The following is a 20,299-nucleotide window of genomic DNA, read 5'->3' on the forward strand; positions in this document are numbered from 1 at the left end:
AAAGATTTTCGCAGTATTCCAGTGTTTATCCTTACAAAGTCCAGCGACGCCGGCGATATTTGCAAGGCATATGACATGCTGGCCAGTTGTTTCATCCGAAAGCCGGTGGAACTGAACAAATTCTGCGAGATGGTCGGGCAGATATGCCGGTTCTGGATGGATGCGGTTCAACTGCCCGGGAACTGATCCGGGAGCCGTGATGTCCCGGCACAAAAAATTGAGCTATAATGGAAGAACAGCAGCCCGCGGCGGTCGTGGGCAAGGTTGTCCGGGAAGTTCCGGCGGACGACCGGTTTATGGGAAAAATCTGCGGCGACATCAGGAAAATCACGATTGCCGGGGATTCACGGCGTTGACCGGGATAATCAGGGAACATCAACCATGAAATTCGGTTTTTTTGACGACGCGAAACGCGAATATGTGATCACCGATCCGCGGACGCCGCTGCCCTGGATAAATTATCTCGGGACAAAGAATTATTGCGCTCTAATTTCCAATACCGCCGGCGGTTATTCTTTTTACAAAGATCCCCGCGAACGCAGAATCCTCCGTTATCGCTATGACAATGTTCCTTTCGACCAGGGCGGCCGATACCTTTACATAAAGGACGATAAAACCGGAGACTATTATTCCCCGACTTGGCAGCCTGTCCGCAAAAAATTGGACAAATACGAATGCAGGCACGGTTTAGGCTACACAAAGATCGCCGCACTATATAAAGGTATAAAAACTAGAGTAATTTATTTTGTCCCGATTGATGAAGACCTCGAAATATGGAAATTAGAGATCGAAAATACCAGCACGAAGCCTCTTGATCTATCTTTATTTTCTTTTGTTGAATTCTGTTTATGGGATGCAGTAGGTGATTCCACAAATTTCCAAAGGACATGGTCAATAGGCACTGCGCACTGCGAAGGATCGACAATAATTCACGATACTATGCATGGGAATTGGGTCGATGTCCTTGCATATTTTGGGACATCGGAAAAAATAGACAGCTTTGATTGCCAGAGAAAGAATTTTCTCGGGGATTTCGGTTATAATTCGCTCGAAAAACCAAAAGCCGTAATTGACGGTAAGTGCACAAATTCAACGGCTATCGGATGGTCGCCTATCGGCGCGCACTGCATCAAAATAAAGTTAAAACCTAAACAAAAAAAAGTGATTATGTTCGTGCTGGGTGTTTCGCCGAAGATCCAAATCGCAAAATCCAAAATCCAAAAATTTACTAAGCCTAAAGCCGTTGAAGCCGAGCTTAAAAAATTAAAAGAATATTGGGAAGAAAACCTCTCAAAGATCCAAGTTCAAACTCCCGACGAAGATGTGAATACGATGCTCAATACTTGGAACCAATACCAATGTATGCAGACTTTCAATTGGTCAAGGTACGCGAGCTACTATGAAGCAGGTATCGGGCGGGGGATGGGATTTAGGGATTCTAACCAGGATACTTTAGGATTTGTCCACATGATCCCAAAAGAAGTAAAGAAACGGATACTGGAACTCGCATCTATCCAATTTGAAGAAGGCGATACTTACCATCAATATTCCCCGATCACAAAAAAAGGAGCCCTTTACGGATACTCCGACGATGCGCTTTGGCTTGTCCTTTCGACCGCAAATTATATAAAAAATACAGGGGATTGGAAAATACTCGATGAAATAGTCCCATACGCCAACAAAGATATTATGATGCCGATACAGATGGGTCATCATGATTACACAAAACTTAATACCGAAATCCGAAATCCTAAACAAATTAAAAATTTCAAATCTAAAATTCAAAAGGGCACATTATACGAACATTTGAAGAAAGCAATCATGTTCTCGTGGAAAAATACCGGCGTCCATGGATTGCCAAAAGCCGGGTTTGCCGATTGGAACGACTGTATCAACATGGAATGCACAAAAGTCGATGCCTCAACAGTTTTTACTGCTGAACTATTGGTATTCGCCTGCCGCGAAATAATGCCGATAGCCGCGCACAAGAAGAATAAAAAAGATAGGGAATCGTACGAAAATATTATCGCCCAAATGTCGGCAAGGATCAACGATTCCGCTTGGGACGGCGAATGGTTCCTGCGGTCTTTTGACGGCAGAGGCAAACCGCTCGGCTCAAAGAAGGACAAAGACGCAAAAATATTTTTAGAAACGCAGCCTTGGGCTGTAATGTCGCAGATCGTAGGGCCTGAACGCGGAAAACAATGCATGAATTCCGTCCATGATTATCTCGCGACAAAATATGGGATAAAATTGCTCGATCCTCCCTTTAGGTCATATCGTCTAGAGCTTGGCGAGATCACAACCTATCCTGCGGGACTCAAAGAAAACGCGTCAATTTTTTACCATCCGAACCCATGGGCTGTTATCGCCGAGTGCATGCTTGGGCGAGGGGATAGGGCTATCGAATATTACAAGGCCATCCTTCCGTCGGCGCAAAACGATTTAGCCGAAGTCCGCAAAACAGAACCCTACGTTTACTGCCAGATGGTCGCAGGGCCCGACCATCCTGATTTTGGAGAGGGAAAAAATTCATGGCTCACAGGGTCCGCGGCCTGGAATTTCCATGCGGCGTTGAGCTGGATAATAGGGATCAGGCCGGATTACAACGGGTTGCTTATCGACCCCTGCCTTCCTAAGAAATGGCCGGAAGTGAAGGTTAAATGCCGTTTCCGCGGCGCGGTTTACGACATAACAATTAAGAATAAGTTCGGACTTTCAAAAGGCGTAAAATTATTGAAAGTAGATAACGAGATACTCAAAGGCCAAACGGTACCATTCCACAAAGACGGGAAGGAGCATAAGGTTGAAGTTATTCTCGCGTAGATTTCTTTTCTCTTTCATTATATTAATAGCAATTTCTCAAATTGTTCTTGCGGCAAATCTATTAAAGAACGGGAATTTTGAAGGCGGGATATCAAACCGCATCCCAAAAAGCTGGGGAACGGAATATTATAACTGCAGCATTGTCCCCGGTTTCAAAGGGAAAGCGATAAAGATCTCAAATTTAAATCCAAGGATGTCGCTTGGCGCGCAGGAGATAAAACTTGATTGGAAAAAAACGCCTAAGGTGTCGCTTTCGGCGCGGGTAAAGATTGAGAACGTTATATTAGGAGAAGAGGATTGGAACCAGGCGAACCTCCAGCTGTTGTTTTTTGACGCGAAAGGCGCGCAGCTTGGCGGGTGGCCGGAGCTTGGCAAATGGAGCGGGACTTTTGACTGGAAGAGGGCAGGCAAAAACTTTGTTGTCCCGAAAGGAACGGTAAAAGCCAAGGTAATTATCGGGTTGTTTAATTGTTCCGGGACGGTTTATTTCGATGATGTCTCCCTTGAGCCTTTTGCAGACCAGAAAAGCACGGACCCTTATAACCTTATCGAGAACGGCGGCTTTGAGCTTTGGGATAAATGGGCTTACGGCGGGTCGAACGATTGGGGGATAATTTTTGACAGCGTCAAAGAAGGCAATGGGGCGCTTTGGATAAAAAATAATTTGCCTATTTGGTCTTTCGCGTCCCAATCCGTGCCGCTCGACGGCGCAAGGATCAAAAGGATCCTGATTTCAGGTTATGTAAGATCAAAAGATGTTGTCCCCGGAGTCAAGCCTTGGCAGCTTGCCCGCGTCAATATCGAATTCAAGGATGGAAAAGGCAAAAGGATCGGCGGATACCCGATACTTGAAGCTTTTTCCGGGACGTTTGACTGGAGAAAATCGGAAAAAATATTCGACGTCCCGCCTGGGACAAAACGTGTGGATGTTTTTGCCGGACTTCTTGAATGTTCAGGCGAGGCGTGGTTTGACGGGCTCAAGCTTAAAGCGTTCGATGCGTCCGAAAAGATCGTAAAAGCCGGCGGGTATTCCGTGACCGATACCAAAGGCTGGTATCCGTTCAAGCCGGGGCTGGACAAATTTGAAAGTTCCGCGATCGATGCAAGCCCTTTCATTGAAAAACCGGCAGGGAAGCACGGCTTCATGGCCGTAAAAGACGGGCATTTTTATTTTGAGGACGGGACTCGCGCGAGATTTTGGGGGACGAACATTTACGCCCCGTCGACCTTCCCTTCAAAAAAAGATGCGGAGACGATGGCAAAACGAATATCAAAATACGGGTATAATTTGGTCAGGCTGCACCATTTGGATGCGTTCTGGTCGAATCCGAATATTTTTGACCCTAACTTCAATGATACGCAGCACTTGTCCGCCGATTCGCTTGATAAGCTTGATTATTTGATCTTCAAGCTGAAACAGAATGGCGTTTACGTTTTCATGGATCTGCTCGTCGACCGCGAATTCAAGGAAGGAGACAATGTTGTTGATTTCAAGAATGTCGAGCGCGGCGCGAAGATAACCGGTTTTTTCAACCCTAGGATCATAGAGCTCCAAAAAATATACGCGAACCAGTTATTGACCCATCAAAATCCCTATACTGGCTTAAGATATGTCGACGACCCTGCAATAATATCAGCAAAATTGATCAATGAAGCGATGTTGTTTTATATCGGTACGCAATTCGGGCTTTCGCAGCATTATGTCGGCGAATTGGATCAATTATTCAATACCTGGCTTCTTGCAAAATATGGGAACCGCGATAGTTTGGCAAAAGCTTGGACCGACGAATACGGGAGGTCGGACCTCCAGCCTGAAGAAGACCTAAAGACTGGCGGCGTCAAACGCGCAGACACGCCTCTGCGATACCAGAGGAGCGGGGGAGAGCGGCGCGAGCCATTGAGGCTTTCAGATACGCTCAAGTTTTACGAAAAGGTCCAAACGGATTATTTCAAGGATATGGAAAAATATTTGAGGAGCATTGGCGTCAGGGTCCCGATCTCGGGGTCGAACCATTGGGTCAATGTTGCGGCGGATGTCAAATCAAATTCCGAACTTGATTATATCGATCGCCACAGGTATTGGGACCACCCGCAATTCGGATATGGGACCAGGATCGTATTTGAAGACCAAAGTATGCTCCTAAATCCTGCGGACGCGCTTCCCAATAATTTCGCTTTCTATAAGGTCAAGGGGAAGCCTTTTGTAATATCCGAATGGAATTGCGCATTTCCGAACGAGTATAGGGTTGAAGGGCCGCTTGTCATGGCGGCATATGCGGCGCTCCAGGATTGGGACGCTGTCTTGCAATTTTCTTTCAACCATCCGAATTGGACAGCTCCCATGGAAGACAATTTCGACGTATCAGCTTGGCCGAGCGTCATGTCGCAGCTTCCCGCGGCCGCGGCGCTTTTTTACAGGAAAGACGTTTCAGTCGCGGTAAATACTATAGAAGCAAATATCGGAGACAAGGACTTGTACGGCCTAATCGATGAAGATATGCCGCTTTACGGCAAACCCTTCTTGCCGTTGATTTCAAGGACGGAGGTGAATTTTAACGGGTCTTCCGCCGGAGCTCCAGGGGAACTGGAAGCTAAATATTCATTCCCGCAAAGTAAAGAAATTTCGTCGGACACGAGCGAGCTCAAATGGAATTATGGGAAAGGCATATTCACGATCGATACGCAAAAAACCCAAGCTGTTGTTGGTTTTATTTCCGGGGGGATAGCCAGCCTTAAGGATGTTGAAATAAAATCGGACAACAAGTTCGCCTCAATTGCTCTTACTAGCCTCGATTATCTTCCGCTTTCAAGTTCGGCGAGAGTCCTTCTTACTGCAGGAGCAAGGATCGAAAATAAGGGCCAGCGGTACAATGTAAGCCGCACCCAGCTTGAAACAGTCGGCGCGCCGCCAATTATTGTCGAAGGCGTAAAAGCCAAAATTACTTTCAAAAGGCAGCCGAAAGCCGTAACAGCGCTTGACATACACGGCAAAACTGTAAAAAAGATAAATGTTTCCGGGAATGGTTTTGATATTTTGCCGGAAGATAAAGCATTTTTCTATGATATTGTCTTCTAAATTGAATTGAGGTAGAATGCTAAAATGCTCGTTTGGATTCGAGAGAAAGTAAGAAAGTTCAACAAATACCGATTTGCTTATGTTTTCGTGCTTCCGACCGTTGTTGGCATGCTCATCCTGCATTTGACCCCTATACTCCAAGGCATCTGGATGTCATTTCTCAATCTTAACCAATTCACCCTGAACCAATATCTTGGCGCGCCGTTCATTTGGTTCAAAAATTATTATGATGTATTGATCAATGTAAAAAGCCCGATTAGGATCGGATTATTCGACGCCGCACGCAATACCGCGATCTACACGGTAGTCGTCACTTTTGGGACTTTGGTAATGGGGACGCTTGTAGCCCTTATGGTCAACCGCGAATTCCGAGGCAAAGGCCTTATTAGGACATTGTTCCTTTTCCCATGGGTCGTGCCTACTTATGTAACGGGGCTCTTGTGGGGTTTCATGTGGCAGAGAGGAGTTGGCATCATAAATATTCTCCTTGTGGATATTTTCCATATCCTTCCCACAAAACCTTTTTGGCTTATAGGCCCGAATACGATCTGGGCGATAATAATCCCTACTATTTGGCGCTACTGGCCGTTTTCGATGCTTCTGCTTTTAGCGGGGCTCCAAAGCATCCCGGAAGAGCTTTATGAAGCGGCGGATATCGACGGGGCATCTCCTTGGAAAAAATTTTGGATGATAACTTGGCCGCTTCTGACCCCGGTTTGGTCAATACTTATCCTTTTCGGCCTTATATTCAATGTATACAGCTTTAACATAGTGATCATGATGTTCGGGTTCGGGGCGGGATTCCCGGGCGAGTGGGGAGACCTTCTCATGACAAATATTTTCAGGAACTCGTTCATGCAGTGGAATTTTGGCGTAGGGGCCGCGGCATCGGTGCTTTTGATGGTTACAATGATAATTATTGTAAATGTCTGGTTCTATTTTTACAGAAGAGTAGAGGCTGAAAACAGGTAATGATAAATATTCCGTATTACGTAAGAAAAAGAATTATCGATTACATGATCCATTTTGTGATGATTGCGCTGCTTATCGTAACATTGTTCCCTATTGGCTGGATGATCTACACATCGCTTAAAGAAAATACCGATATTTTAGTCGGCAAGATCCCTCTTTCGCACGCGCACAATAATACTATAGACATCAATGTTGACAAGGATAAATTATGGATATTAACATCCGACGGAGGCATAAACAAGCTTGACCGCGCGAAATTAAAAGAATTAGACCACGCGACAGCCCAAACAAGCAACACCCATTTTCTTACAGATAAAAAATACATATGGGTATCTTCGGCCAATCACGGCCTTCTGCGCTACGATAAAGACAACTTAAAATCAAAAAAAGAATTCAAATTGAACCTGCCTCCATATGACGAGTCAAAGGTCGTAGGCACAACGCTTGCATCGTCCGGCGGTAAAATATATTTTGCAATGCAGTATAAGGGCCTCGAAAAAATGGTCGAATTCGACCAGAACGCCCAAAAGATAGCGCGCGTGATAAATGTTAAAAGCAGGTATTCTCCGGCCCAAGTTCGTTCGCTTCTGCCGTATAATGGAAAATTATATGTCGGGCTTGACAAGGGGCTCCTTCAGGTGAATTTATCGGACTTAAAGATCGAAAGGGAGATCGATGTCTTAACAAAGCTTCCGCTCGGGGTTGAGAGGATGAAAGCCGTCGAATCAAAGATCGTAATGTCGGGCATAAATGGCGCCTATATTTTGGACCCGCAATCGGGCGTGATCGCCCAAAAGATATTTCCGACCGCGGTTCTTGGCATGGGAGTCAACGGATCTAAGATTTTTATCGGGAATAATAGGGGATTTTATTCCCTCGATTTCAAGACAGGCGAGAGCTTGAATCCAGAGATGCTTTTCAAGCAGGTAAGGCGGGACGGGACTGTTATCCGCGATTCAAGCTTGACTCCTGCTGAAGTGTTAACTTTCGCGTTCCGCAATAATAATGTATATATAGGTTCGACGTTCGGCAGGGTATCGAACTTCGACTTGAATTCAAAAAAAGTAGTTTCTTCCATGTCAGCAAGGCAAGGGCATCTGGTCATTTCATGGGTCAATTATATCGATATGTGGAAGAACGTCGATTTCGGCCTATATCTTAGGAATTCTTTCTTTATATGCGGGATCGCAATGCTATTTTCGATGCTTTTCGCGACTATGGCGGCATATGCCTTGTCGCGTTTTGATTTTCCAGGTTCCAAGATGTTATCGATGGCGATCCTTGCGACCCAAATGGTCCCGGGGATCATGTTCTTAATTCCTATCTATTCCAATTTCGTTAAATTCTCGGAAATTACCGGCATTCCGATAAAAGGGACATATTGGGGTCTTATTTTTGTTTATTCAGCTTTCTTTATACCGTTCTCAATTTGGATCCTTCGCGGATTTTTTGCCGCGATCCCAGTTGAGCTTGAAGAAGCCGCCCGCATTGACGGATGCTCGCCGTGGCAAGTATTTTGGCACGTAGTTCTTCCTCTCGCAGTGCCTGGGATCATTGCTACAGGCATTTATGTGTTTTTGACCGCCTGGGACGAGCTAATTTTCGCGTGGGTTTTGACTTCGGGGGACACCATGACGGTACCTGTCGGCATCCGTAATTTTGTCGGCAACTACCAGAACCGTTTCGATCTAATTATGGCCGCGGCTGTTGTTGCGACTGTCCCTGTCATGATATTGTTCTTTTTATTGCAGAAGCATATCGTAAAGGGATTGACTGCGGGGGCTGTGAAGGGATAGAACTCACCCCTAACCCCTCTCTTAGAAAGAGAGGGGAATAAAAGATATTTTTATTAAAGTGAAATTTTATAGATTAAGTTCAGATAATGATCTGAAAGGTGGTGAAAATATGAAAAAGATCCTAACAGTGTTGATCTTATTAATTGGTATGTCGATTATAAGTTATGGTATGGGCGGAAAGGCTCCATCGATCGCGAAGAAAGCGGCCTACCCATATACGGCAGATAACTTTGAGGACGGTAATTTCAACAAAGATCCGGAATGGTTCACTTTTGACAACATCATCCCGACAGTCGTGCGAAACGATAATTTTAAAGATGGGGATGCGGTGGTTGCAGCCAACGCGGGCGCTTATTCCTTGAATTTAAAGGGTACGGCCAAGGATTGGTATGTCGGCGGCTTAGGCGTTATGCTCAATATTGATGCGTCAGGCTACGATAGTTTTGACCTTGATGTTTACGGCAATGGGGAAAATTCCGGCACTTTAAAGATTGAGCTTTACGACGATGACAACGGCAATTCCGATGTTGAAGTGGATAAAAACTATACGCCGTTATACGACGACTTGTACTCTTCCGAGCTTAAAGTCGATTGGAAAGGGTGGAAGCATGTTTCTATCCCGCTTTCACAATTCAAGATCCTAGGCGGCGGAAACAAGACATGGGATCCGAACCTAAAGAACGGGTCCGGCGGATTGGTCAAAGTCCAGCTGATCACTCTTGCAACAACGCAAACGGGAGTTATTGATTATAATGTAGACAATATCCAGTTGGGCGTCAGCAAGTAATAAGGCTTCTTGGTTTTTTATAAAAGGGCGCTTCGAGATGATCGGGGCGCTCTTTTTAAATCTCGAATGGAGCAAAAATTTCCTAGTAAAGCCGCTGGTTGTATTTTTTAGACAAAAGCTTATAATAATTTAAGAGGCATATAAACGTGACACAATCTGAGAAAAAAAGGATTAAAATCAAAATCATGCCTATTTTAAAAAGACACGATGTTGTTAAAGCTGCAATATTCAGGTCATTTGCAAGGGGAGAAGAAAAGAAAAATAGTGATTTGGATCTTTTAATGAAATTCTCAGGCGTTAAGAGTCTACTTGACCTGTCCCGACTTAAAATTGAGCTGGAAAACTTGTTAAACAAGAAAGTTGACGTGGTGACTTATGCATCGATCGATCCCAAAATAAGGGATAGGATATTAAAAGAACAGGTGCCGATCATATGAAAAAAGATTCGGCAGTGTTTATCGGGCATATATTGGAATCGATTGACTTAATAGAAAACTATGCAAAAGGCAAGTCCCATCGGGAATTTATTAAATCTAAGCAGCTGAAAGCCTCGAGCTTTAAAAAAGGTTTGCACAAAAAAAGATCATTATAATATATCCCCGTCCTCTGCCATCAAATCCCTTGCCCGACCGGCAGGCAGGCTGTATACGATGTACCTATACATCCCAAATCGAATTTTTCTGGATTTCTCAAATTGCTCGAATATTATGCTATAATTTGTCAAACAAGGAGAACTTTATGGCGCTGGATCTGTCAAGCTTGGAAAAAGCCGTTAATTCATTAAAAATATCTTTAAGTATCGCGTGTTCCGACGAACAAATGGGGAAGATGAGCAATGATGTCAAAGATACGATAAGAGCCGGGGTCATTCAAAACTTTGAGCTTACATACGAGCTTTGTTGGAAATTCATGAAGCGCTGGCTTGGCAACAATTTAGGGAGCGCCAATATTGACGGCGTTAATCGCAGGGAATTGTTCAGGCTGGCCGCCGAATACCATTTATTAAGCGATGTCGACAAATGGATGGAATACCATGATATGAGGAACGAAACAGCCCACACCTATGACAAAACGACCGCTAAAGAAGTTTTCGAGTCCGCCGTAAAATTCCTCAAAGATGCCGAAGAGTTCTTGTCGAACATAATAAAGCAAAATGATTGATATTTCCGAAAATCATTTGGCGCTGGTCAAAGAAATACTTCACAAGTATCTTCCCGGGCAAGAAGTGCTTGCTTTCGGGTCGCGAATTACCGATAATATAAAAAAATATTCCGACTTTGACCTGGTACTGGTGGGGGAGAAGAAAGTCGAACGCAAACTGCTTGTTAACCTCAAAGAAGCATTTGAGGAATCAAATATCCCATTTAGAATAGATCTTCTAGATTGGCATAGGATCTCGGGTGAATTTAAAAAAATCATCCAAAAGAAAAATATTGTGATCCAATCGGCCGAAAAATAATCTTCCGCTTCAAATCAACGCGAATGGCAAAGCGGCGCGAATAGAAAAAGTTTATTCGAGAAAAAAAATAATCCGCAGCAAATTGAAATCCCCCTCAATTCCCATCGATGTATATCCGATGGCCATAGAAACAAGATTTCCAAACATCCATCGGATTCTTTGGAGCACTCCGAGAAGAAAATTGGTGACAACCTTTCTTGTCGTTTTTCCTGCTCTTGGAGGATTGGCTAACGGAATTTCTAGTGCGGTCAATCCGCCTAAAATAGAGGTATCCGCCTCAAATTGCTCGATCGAACTGTGCACTCTTCCGAAGATCCGGGGAAAAGAATTCCTTGAATTAAAAATTACCGGCGAGAATGTTGATTTTCAGAAACATCCGCCAATGATCGATCTCCCTAAAGAGAGCGGATTGAAATTTGTAGGCGCAAGACCAATTTCAAAAGATGCCGCAATTGCCGTAATTTCGCTTGTAAATGCGCATCCCGGGTTCTGGGATGTTGGAATTTCAGGATTTGTCTTCAAGTCCGCAATAGTTGTTGGCAGAAAATAGTTTTTAAAAAGTGTCCCGATGTGCTTCGAGAAGGTCGGCGAACTCCTTTTTATCACGAATTTTCAGGGCAGCTATTTTTTTCTTGCGCAGCGGCGAAAATGAGATTATAATAAAATCGTGCATAAGGTAAATTTTGAAGCAATCGATCAGTTCAAGCGGAAAATTCGACTAACCGGAGAACGCTTCGCACATATTCTTGAGCATCCCGAATTAAGATATTCTGAATCAGATATCAAAGAAACGATTTTGTTCCCTGAAGCAATAAAAGAAAGCAAGCATGACAAGAAAGTATGGGTTTATTATAAGTTCTATCAAAAAACGCCGGTCAAGCGCAAATTTATGGCCGTTATTATTAAGATCTTAAATGGCAATGGATTCGTGATAACGGCTTATTATACCGATAAAATTAAGGAGGGACGAACAATATGGCAAAGATGAAGGTATGGTATGATGAAGACGGAGATTTTTTAGAGATCGGTTTTGAAAGAAAAAAAGGCCATTTCAAAGACGTTGGAAATGATATTTGGGAAAGAGTAACGGAAAAGGGCAAAATAATCGGATTTGCCGTATTGAACTTTAAAAAAAGGATGAAGAAAAGTAAAAATGAAGTGATTTTACCGTTAAAAATATCTTTGCAGGCTATTTAGCTTTTCTATTCAGAACCCTTTATCTCGCTTTTTTCCTTTGCGTGCTGGCGCATGGGTTCGCAGGGCAAAGAAATTTTTTCCCGCAAGCGGGTTTCTGCTAAAATTCTAAAACCTATGATTCCTTGTTGCCCTCGAGATATAAAGTGTCGGAACTTAAATCTTGTTCGTTTGGCCAGCTGATAAAGTAGCCCTTATTTTTTACTTGCTTAAAATAATTTTTGTTTTTTAATTCCTGAAATACGCCTTTTTCCAAATAAGGAATTAAATTGAACGTTTTCCTTTCGCCATTTTCAAAAGCAATTGATAGTTTGTAATCATCTAAAATAAAAAGATCGTTGATCTTTATCATTTTTATTTCAGCCCCTCAATCTTAAAAACTGGTTGTCCTTCAAGGGCCAGCTTCCAATCGGCAAGAAGTTCTTCTTTGTGTATTTCTATCCATGCTAATATCAATCATAGCTTATTTTGGGGAAGTTCACCTTCGAACACTTGCCCGCTGGATATGCCAATAACGGCGCTTTGTTCCTGATACTCCGCGTGAATATGGGGCTCATGGTGCTTCTTGCTGTCAAAATAAAAAAGCCTGATTATTATTCCGTAGAACATTGAAATGGTTGGCATCATTTATTCCTCTGATGTAATTATACAAGAGTAAAAGGCGGTTGTCTACTTCGCGATTTACGCTAACACAAGAAAGCTTTTGATGAGCTTGACCCGAATTAAAAAAGGAAAGGGCATCGTTACCTTGCACATCAAGGAGAAAGTTGGCTACAACTTTCTTTGTTGTCCTGCCTGCTCTTGGCGGGTTGGCTAACGGAATTTCTAGCGCGGTCAATCCACCTAAAATAGAGGTGTCCGCCTCAAATTGCTCGATCGAACTGTGCACTCTTCCGATCAGCGAAGAGGAAATGAAAATACCTTGCCCCGCCTAGGGTTGGGGTCATGGGGTTTAATGAGACTAGTTAGGAACCTGCGAGTGAACCCTGCCTGCCGGCAGGCACGGCTCGCGGTTCCTAAAATCTACGAGGAAACCGCGACGCTTGTCCCGATTCCCACATCGGGATTTAGTCGCTGGTTTTCGAGTTGCTAACTGGTCTCACAATAATTTATTATAAAAGGGCGCTTCGAGATGATCGGGGCGCTCTTTTGGTATCACTAATTATCAATCGCGAATTTACACGAATGGGAGAGGCGTCGCGAATTCTTCGAATTTTCCGGATTTACTCTAATATTATGGATTATTATCGACACACTTGTAAAATTTTGATATACTCTCTACTATGACAGAAAAAGACTTTACTTTAAAAATATTATCAAACAAAGCCGCCGTAAAAGGATATGGGGTGAAAAAAATAGGGCTGTTCGGTTCCTATATAAAAAATGAGGCAACTAAAGATAGTGATGTCGATGTCCTTGTTGAATTTAACGCCAAAACCTTTGACAATTATATGGGGCTCAAATTACTACTTGAATCATTATTTAAAACTAAGGTCGATCTGGTGATCAATAGCGCAATACGACCGGAACTAAGAACCTCGATTTTAAGGACAGTTAAATATGTCAAGGAAATATAATACTTATCTCAACGATATGTTGTCGTCGATCAAGAAAATTGACGGCTATATAAGAGGATTAAGCCTTAAGGATTTTAAGGCGAATGAGATGGTTGTCGATGCGGTTATAAGGAATCTTGAAATATTGGGGGAGGCGTCAAAAAATATACCCAATGATATCAAAAAGAAACATAAGGATGTAGAGTGGAAGAAGATTGCAGGATTAAGAGATATTTTGATCCATGCTTACTTCGGAATTGATTTTGACATCTTATGGGACATTCTTCAAAATAAACTACCGGGACTAAAACAAGCCTTAAAAAAGATATTCGCTTAAATTTATTTAATATTCGCTAAATTCGCGAAAACTCCGGAAATTCGATTATTAGAGACGATATCCCTTTCGAGTTTATTTAGAAAAAAATAATTTGCAATAAATTGAAATCCCCCCCAATTCCCATCGATATATTCCGATGGCAATAATATCCTCGAGATATCCAGGCGTGCCTAATTTTTCTAAAAATAATTTTTCAAAAGTGAAATTTCCAAAAATAACTAACGATAATAACATAGACGAGAATGAAATGTCAAATGACAAATTTGGGAGGAAAATAATTATGGTTTCATTTAATAGAATTTTAGGAGTGCGTTCAGCGGTTCAACCGTTGCGCATGGACACGGTTGAAACTCGCAGAGGTTTTTTGGGGCAAGTATTGCGTTTTGGAGCTGGGAGTGCGATTGCCGCAGGAATTGGCGCGCCGATATTTAATTTGGCTGGATGCGGGAGCGATAATGTTGATTGTGTAAGAAGCGTAGGAATAACTAATGGCACAATTGTCAGAGACCTCATGAAAAAAGCAACCATGTCCATTTCCGGCGGCAAAATACGATTTACCGCGGAGATCCCAATGCAAGGCAGGCTTGATGAGCTTGCGCTTGACGGCGAACTCCAATTAGCATTATCTTCAGGCAATACCCTTTTAGGGATCGATAAAGACGGCAACTTTGTGCAAAGACAGCCAAGCGATATTGATTTTGGAGCATGCGGCAAAAATATTACAAAAGACTGCTCGCCATTTGCTGGTACAAGCGGGTTGGTCCCAATTGGATTGATAAAAACAGTCAGGCTTCCTGAAAATATCGCGCAGGATAAACAGGAAGCCCTAAAATACGCGGTTGGCGGTAAAATACTGCAGGGGATAGGCGAAGCCGGCAACGATCCCGAGGGAAGGCAAATTACGGCCGTATTTAAACGCATGACGATCGCTGTTTATGAGGATAAGAACTTGGTACAAAAGCCGGTTTTTAAGCTTGGGAATCAATTGGTTGTTGAATTAAAAGCCAAGGACTGCGCGAGCGACGATTTTGACAAATGCGCCTCAAATCTCAAATTTTTCAAAGTCAATCCCGATGGCACATATTCCGAAACGGAAGTTGTTGTTAAAAACAGGGCCGATCTAATTGAAGCATTTTCATATTATAGGATATATCCCGGGAGCAAAGAAGAGCCCGCAAAATTCGGAATGTATTGGGATTTGAACGCCGATGGGACCCCAAAGCCTGATCCTAGCCTTGCGGAGAAGGATTTTAAGGTTTTACTCGATTATAAAGATCCAAATAATAAGGATGATAAAGGCCTGACTGCGGAGCAATTGTTTTATAAAGGAAGACAAGATTACGCTTATGATGTCGCGCCGATCGCTAAAGATGTTAAGGCAAAAGAAATCCCGGTATCTTTCAAGGTTAAAATCGTTGACTTAAGGATGCCTGCTGAAGCGGACGAATATCTAACGCCTGCCGGTGCGGAGCCGCTTGCTTCCGCCGACCCAAAGGCCCCGATCGTAATTCCCCGAAAATATTATTCAAATGGAGATTTCAATTTTAAGCTTGTTCTTGAATTCGCAGGTGCGGATGCGATAGGGCAATTATTAATGCAGGAACTTTATTATGCCGCGGCCATAAAGGCTAAAGCAAAGATTGCAAATGTTCCCGAAGAAAATTGCTGAAAATAATTAACGGAGGAAAAAGATGAAGAGATTTATTGTCTTATTTTTATTGTTGATAGGAGTTTTGGTTGTGCCGGCTTTAGCCGCAATTTCTGATCCGGTAAGTTCTGTTGTTTCAGCAGATAAGCATCTTTATGTGCCGAATCAAGCCACAAATCAAATTCTTATTTATGATGCTTCAAAAGACCCTGCAGTATTGCAAGCGACAATTAATCTTTCCGGATCTCCTCGCGGACTTGCTTTAAGCCCTGATGGATCAAAGCTTTATGTTTCTACAACAACAAATGCATATTTAAATGAATATAACGTGGCAACTGGCGCATTAACCGCGACTTTTACAGGGACCGCGTTATCGGCTCCGCGCCAAATTGCCGTATCTCCAGATGGGGCTCAAATTTATTTAGTTGATAGCTTGGCTAACAGCATAAAAGTATTCAGCACATCAACACATGCTTACATAGCATCGGCATCTGTTAATGTTGGGGTTTCGGGACTTTACGGTATCGCTGTTAGCTCCGACAACAGCATGCTTGCAGTAACGCAAAGGGCCAATCCGGGCAGTATATATGTATATAACATTATACATAAGGCAGATGGCACATTGTCTCTAACTGCAAAAGCTGGATCGCCGATCAATGCCCAGTTATCATCGCTTGTGTATCCAAGCTTTGTGGCATTTTCCGCGCAAAACGACAGGATCTTTGCCCGGGTTTCGCAATATGCGGAGCCTTATGTCGATCTTTTAATTTATGATGCAGGCAACTTCAGCGTGTATAGTTCGCTTTCATTAATACCATCGAACGAATCCGATCCGCTAAACCAATTTGGCGAAACTATGGCGATCTCATCTAATGGCCAATATTTATATTTGACGCAATATAGGACATCGACCGATGAAGGCGAAACAGCGGCAAATAAGAATAAAGTCCATGCATATAAGATATCTACGCTTCAAAAAGTCGGGACGGATTGGGCCCCGCGAACTGATTGGAAGCTCAACTTGTACAGCGCGACAAACATATCCGGCATTGACGGCATTATACAGCCAAATATCCCGCCATCGATCGATGGCGCATGCGCTGTTGCAGATGGGTCAAGGGTTTGGTTTACATCATCTGAAGACGGCCATAAGGGATATTCAAAATGGACAGGGTTTACAAATTCTCAAACGGGAAATTTAGATACCCCGATCCCGGGAGCGCCGACGATTAAAGAGCCAAATTCAAGCAATGCTTTAAGTTTCGCGGGCCCGATTGTTTGGTCTGGCAGCGGCCCATATTTTAACGTGAATTATAAGGCAACTGATGAGTCCGTTTGGACGCAAATTGAAGTTTATACTTCCAATACTCAAAAAGTCCTGCCTGCAGAGCTGCAGTCGAATAAATTTTATGTAATAAGCGCTAGGATGAATAACGGGACAAATTGGGGGCCTTATGCCTATTCGGTGCCGTTCAAGAAAGCCGGTCCGATAATTTCCGAGATAGTCGGGACAAAAAAGGAGGCTAATAACAATACCGTTGAATTCCCGGTTAAAAATTCTTCCAACGACAATTATGACCTGAATATTTACGAAACATACAAGATCAAAGGCAGCGGGTTTGGCAATGTCGATCTGGAAAACTTTGACGATAAAGCATTCCAGATCAGGCTTAAATTGCAGAAGAATACCGACTTGATCATTCCTAAGGACAAAATATATTCATGGAGCAATACGGGGATTTCTTTTGGCGTGCCAAAAAGGGATGCGGGCAAAATGGACCTTTGGATATTAAAGGATTGGGATTTGACCGTAAGGGCAATCTCTGTGGATTCCACTTCAGTAAAAGTAAATATTTTGCCGTCGATCAATACGATTACGCCGGTTTCTGGGCCGGCTGAAGGGAAAGTTGTAATAAAAGGCGCGTTTACGACTGCATATTATGCGACTCCTGAAGTAGGTTTTGCAGATTGGAGCAACCCCATTGTCAATGCGAAAGATGTTGGGTTTGTTTCCGGAGGGGACACTGATGATACTTTGACGCTTACTGTTCCTCAAGGATTGAAAGAAACAGACTATATACTTATGGTTACACAGCTTGGGCTTTCGACTGTACATTATACGGGCAAATGGGATACGCCAACATTGTTTAAAGTAGTTCCACCGGGGACAAACCAGCCTACGCCTGTGATCAACAGGCTATATGTCGATACTGATACAAGTGAATCCGGAAGCAAATGGGAGATAACGACCGAAGCTGTTGTTTATGACCATGTGAAGATCGCAGGTACAGGATTTTTAGGTACAAGCCCTGCGCTTAATGACGGGGAAAGAGCCAGCGACCTATTCAATGTAGCAATTGCAACTTATAAAATAAGGGACGACAAGGGCGATAATGGGCTTCAAGTTTACGGGTGGACCGATACCGAAATTGATTTCGGCATACCAAGAAGGATTGGGACGGACAGGTTCATCGAATCGGGCCCAAACAGCATTGTTGTGACCGCAAACGGCAAGCAATCAAATCCCGTAACGCTTAATATTAAGCCTAGGGTTTATTCTGTTGATCCAACTTCAGGCCCTAAAGGGGCGCTTGTCAAGGTAAAAGGGACGGCGCTTAAAAAAGTTTCAGGCTCCGTTTCAGTTGTTTTCAGCGGGACATTATACGGCACAGATGATGCAGGCGAAGGGAGCTTTAACCGCGAGCAGGGCAACGATCCCGATGGCACTGACGGCAACGATATTATTACAGTATCTTTTCAGCCTAAATCATCCAGGCCTGAACCAAAGCAGGTTACAGCAAATGTCAACGGATTTTCAAGCAACAGCGATGTTATATTTACGCTTACCTCTGCGCCAGCGGCGGCAATAGCCCAAGTCCAAGTTAAAGATGATGCCTTAAGCATGCCTTATACAACTCAAAATTGGGGATATGTTTATAGCTATGTAAAACTTACCGGTGAGAGCTTTGGCGCAACGCAAGGAACAGGATCTATAAAGATCGGCGGCGTTATTGTGCCTGCTACAAATACTGATGGCACGCCAAATATATATTGGGGTGATAAGACGATTGAATTTGGTATACCACGCTCTGTTTCAGGCGCATATGTTGAATCAGGGCCTGCGACAATTGAACTTACAACGGGTTCTGGCGCAAAATTGACGAATGCGTTTACAATTAAACCTAAGATATTTAGCGTTTCTCCTAACTCAGGAGCATTTGGTACAAATGTTGAAGTATCAGGCGTAGCCTTGGGCCCAGAAAAAACACCAATAACCGTAAATTTCGGGGTTATCCCTTTAACAGCAACAGTTACAACAAGAGTAGCTGATCAGCCGGGAAATAACGGATCTGACAAAATTACTCTTTCTTCACCTTTGGGAACTCCTGGGGTAACCGTTAACGTATACGTTTCCAAAGGAACCGGATTAGACAGCAATAGCAAGGATTTCACATATTTAGCTGTAGGGGCGCCGACAGTAACAACGATCATCCCGAACGCCGCACCGAATTCGAAAGATATCGATGTTGTGATAAATGGATCAAAATTAAGCGGTGCAACGGTTACTTTAAATTTTCCTGGGAAATCATCGGATATCACAGGGAAAGTCGATGCCGTAAAATCTACCGCAACAACTCTTTATGTTAATTTGCCGATAACTGGCAAAACAGCTGGCAAATATGATGTTGTGGTTTCAAATGGCACTCCTACAACCGTATCAAAAGGATTTACGGTGCTTGATTCTACAATACCGGGGAATGAAACCTCACAGGTAATAGATGGCTTTGAGGGAACTGAAATTAAAGAATATGTATCATTTGACAAGGGGACTCCTCCTGATCCCAATGCCGGGAATATAGCTGTGCCATTCTTTTATAAAACAGATAAAGCAAACATATATGAAGGAGACCAATCGGCAAATATTGCTTACAACGATGAAAAGCTTTATCGTGGATATAATGGAAACTTAATGGCAAAACAAGACGTTTCATCTTTTTCGAGCATTGCATTTATGGTAAAAGGGGATGGTTCTGTCGGAAAAATTAAGGTGCAGATTGCAACAAAAAATGATAAAGGCGACACAAAAAACTTTGGAGCCGACGCGGCAAAAAATCCAAAGTATTCATTTTCTTTAAGCGATCCTACGAAATGGAGCAAATCTACTATTCCATTTTCGGATTTAGTTGAAATTGATTCACAAGCTAATCCAATTGCTGGCGGGATAACATTTGACAAGGTAAAATCAACTTATCTTATAACGGATTATCAAGTGGTTTTCACGGGAGCGAATACGACCGTGCAAAACGGAGTATTTGTGGACCTTGTTGCGGCCGGCGGATATACGGCGCCTGTTGTGGGCGAACCAGGGAAAATAGATATCAAGCTTAATCCGGCAGGAATGGGGAACAAGCATTGGGTATCTGTCCCTTACAGCAATCCTTATGTATCATTAGCCGATATAATAAAAGAGATCAATAGTATTCCTGATATAACTACCGGAGCAGGGCTTACGACGCCTCCGACAGTCTGTGATTATATTGCGCGATTCAATCCTGCTACGCAAAAGTATGAGTCTGTATATTGGAGCCCGTTTGACCCAAGCGACATTTCGAAGGGTGTCTGGAGTTCGGATACTGATGATCCCAAT

The 20,299-nt window shown here is 43.2% G+C and carries 18 protein-coding genes and 1 pseudogene; 16 read left to right on the top strand and 3 right to left on the bottom strand.

Annotated elements, in window-relative coordinates; translation table 11 throughout:
- Nucleotides 1–381: 381 nt before the first annotated feature.
- From HZC34_00005 to HZC34_00060, 12 genes are all read left to right on the top strand, one after another.
- A complete protein-coding gene (locus tag HZC34_00005; GenBank protein MBI5700219.1) occupies nucleotides 382–2,826 on the top strand; it encodes a glycosyl transferase in 2,445 nt (814 codons plus the stop codon).
- Nucleotides 2,807–5,902 carry a hypothetical protein gene (locus tag HZC34_00010; protein ID MBI5700220.1) on the top strand — a complete coding sequence of 1,032 codons (3,096 nt, stop codon included), beginning with the start codon at nucleotides 2,807–2,809 and terminating at the stop codon, nucleotides 5,900–5,902. The genes HZC34_00005 and HZC34_00010 overlap by 20 nt, the downstream gene beginning before the upstream one ends.
- Nucleotides 5,903–5,926: 24 nt before the next feature.
- Nucleotides 5,927–6,874 (top strand): sugar ABC transporter permease, encoded by a 948-nt coding sequence (locus tag HZC34_00015; protein ID MBI5700221.1) that lies wholly within the window; start codon nucleotides 5,927–5,929, stop codon nucleotides 6,872–6,874.
- A 1,076-nt stretch (nucleotides 6,875–7,950) separates the two neighbouring features.
- Entirely contained in the window at nucleotides 7,951–8,670 is a 720-nt protein-coding gene (locus HZC34_00020) for a carbohydrate ABC transporter permease (GenBank protein ID MBI5700222.1), read from the top strand.
- A 109-nt stretch (nucleotides 8,671–8,779) separates the two neighbouring features.
- Nucleotides 8,780–9,457, top strand: coding sequence for a hypothetical protein (locus tag HZC34_00025; GenBank protein ID MBI5700223.1), 678 nt, complete (start codon nucleotides 8,780–8,782; stop codon nucleotides 9,455–9,457).
- 185 nt (nucleotides 9,458–9,642) lie between these two features.
- Nucleotides 9,643–9,894 carry a nucleotidyltransferase family protein gene (locus HZC34_00030; protein MBI5700224.1) on the top strand — a complete coding sequence of 84 codons (252 nt, stop codon included), beginning with the start codon at nucleotides 9,643–9,645 and terminating at the stop codon, nucleotides 9,892–9,894.
- Nucleotides 9,891–10,049 carry a hypothetical protein gene (locus HZC34_00035; protein ID MBI5700225.1) on the top strand — a complete coding sequence of 53 codons (159 nt, stop codon included), beginning with the start codon at nucleotides 9,891–9,893 and terminating at the stop codon, nucleotides 10,047–10,049. The genes HZC34_00030 and HZC34_00035 overlap by 4 nt, the downstream gene beginning before the upstream one ends.
- 146 nt (nucleotides 10,050–10,195) lie before the next feature.
- Nucleotides 10,196–10,618, top strand: a complete 423-nt coding sequence (locus tag HZC34_00040; GenBank protein ID MBI5700226.1) for a nucleotidyltransferase substrate binding protein — start codon at nucleotides 10,196–10,198, stop codon at nucleotides 10,616–10,618.
- Entirely contained in the window at nucleotides 10,611–10,916 is a 306-nt protein-coding gene (locus tag HZC34_00045; protein ID MBI5700227.1) for a nucleotidyltransferase domain-containing protein, read from the top strand. The genes HZC34_00040 and HZC34_00045 overlap by 8 nt, the downstream gene beginning before the upstream one ends.
- 184 nt (nucleotides 10,917–11,100) lie before the next feature.
- Complete coding sequence (locus HZC34_00050; protein ID MBI5700228.1) at nucleotides 11,101–11,466, top strand: hypothetical protein; 366 nt, start codon at nucleotides 11,101–11,103, stop codon at nucleotides 11,464–11,466.
- A gap of 117 nt (nucleotides 11,467–11,583) precedes the next feature.
- A complete protein-coding gene (locus HZC34_00055; protein ID MBI5700229.1) occupies nucleotides 11,584–11,904 on the top strand; it encodes a hypothetical protein in 321 nt (106 codons plus the stop codon).
- Nucleotides 11,892–12,113 (top strand): DUF2283 domain-containing protein, encoded by a 222-nt coding sequence (locus HZC34_00060; protein ID MBI5700230.1) that lies wholly within the window; start codon nucleotides 11,892–11,894, stop codon nucleotides 12,111–12,113. The genes HZC34_00055 and HZC34_00060 overlap by 13 nt, the downstream gene beginning before the upstream one ends.
- A gap of 112 nt (nucleotides 12,114–12,225) precedes the next feature.
- Here the strand turns inward: HZC34_00060 and HZC34_00065 are convergent, their stop codons facing one another.
- From HZC34_00065 to HZC34_00075, 3 genes and pseudogenes are all read right to left on the bottom strand, one after another.
- A complete protein-coding gene (locus tag HZC34_00065; protein ID MBI5700231.1) occupies nucleotides 12,226–12,462 on the bottom strand; it encodes a DUF2442 domain-containing protein in 237 nt (78 codons plus the stop codon).
- Between the two features lie 2 nt (nucleotides 12,463–12,464).
- A pseudogene (locus HZC34_00070) lies at nucleotides 12,465–12,734 on the bottom strand (DUF4160 domain-containing protein).
- Nucleotides 12,682–12,999 (bottom strand): hypothetical protein, encoded by a 318-nt coding sequence (locus tag HZC34_00075; GenBank protein MBI5700232.1) that lies wholly within the window; start codon nucleotides 12,997–12,999, stop codon nucleotides 12,682–12,684. The pseudogene HZC34_00070 and the gene HZC34_00075 overlap by 53 nt, the downstream one beginning before the upstream one ends.
- A 394-nt stretch (nucleotides 13,000–13,393) precedes the next feature.
- On the opposite strand from HZC34_00075, the gene HZC34_00080 reads away from it, so the two are divergent.
- The 4 genes from HZC34_00080 to HZC34_00095 all read left to right on the top strand — a co-directional run.
- The gene (locus HZC34_00080; GenBank protein ID MBI5700233.1) at nucleotides 13,394–13,687 is read left to right on the top strand and encodes a nucleotidyltransferase family protein; all 294 of its coding nucleotides are present in this window, start codon (nucleotides 13,394–13,396) and stop codon (nucleotides 13,685–13,687) included.
- Nucleotides 13,671–14,003, top strand: a complete 333-nt coding sequence (locus HZC34_00085) for a DUF86 domain-containing protein (protein MBI5700234.1) — start codon at nucleotides 13,671–13,673, stop codon at nucleotides 14,001–14,003. The genes HZC34_00080 and HZC34_00085 overlap by 17 nt, the downstream gene beginning before the upstream one ends.
- A gap of 199 nt (nucleotides 14,004–14,202) precedes the next feature.
- On the top strand, nucleotides 14,203–15,672 hold the full coding sequence (locus tag HZC34_00090; protein MBI5700235.1) for a hypothetical protein: 1,470 nt from the start codon (nucleotides 14,203–14,205) through the stop codon (nucleotides 15,670–15,672).
- Nucleotides 15,673–15,694: 22 nt separating this feature from the next.
- On the top strand, nucleotides 15,695–20,299 hold a 4,605-nt coding region (locus HZC34_00095; protein MBI5700236.1), incomplete at its 3' end, for a hypothetical protein.

It is taken from the genome of Candidatus Saganbacteria bacterium, assembly GCA_016223245.1.
GTDB lineage: Bacteria > Margulisbacteria > WOR-1 > XYC2-FULL-46-14 > XYC2-FULL-37-10 > JACRPL01.